1 protein-coding gene is annotated in these 236 nt (G+C 41.1%); it reads left to right on the forward strand.

What is annotated here, in order from left to right; all coding sequences use genetic code 11:
* Positions 1–236, forward strand: a 236-nt coding sequence (locus AAEY83_RS18475) for an MBL fold metallo-hydrolase (protein WP_351061609.1), incomplete at both ends; no start/stop codon positions are given.

Genomic DNA, 236 nt, shown 5'->3' on the forward strand with positions numbered 1-236 from the left:
TCACTCACGCACTCACTGATGGACAAAGCATCAGTGTGCTTAATATTAACTTTACTATTTTAGCAACTCCTGGGCATACGCTTGATCATATTTGCTATACAAATGATGAACTTGCTTTCACAGGCGATACATTGTTTAGCGGTGGATGTGGACGCTTATTTGAAGGCACGCCAAAGCAAATGTGGAAATCTTTTAATAAACTAAGAGAGCTGCCTGCAAGCTGCAGTGTGTATTGC

Source organism: Psychrobacter sp. TB20-MNA-CIBAN-0197 (assembly GCF_040309765.1).
GTDB classification, from domain to species: domain Bacteria; phylum Pseudomonadota; class Gammaproteobacteria; order Pseudomonadales; family Moraxellaceae; genus Psychrobacter; species Psychrobacter submarinus.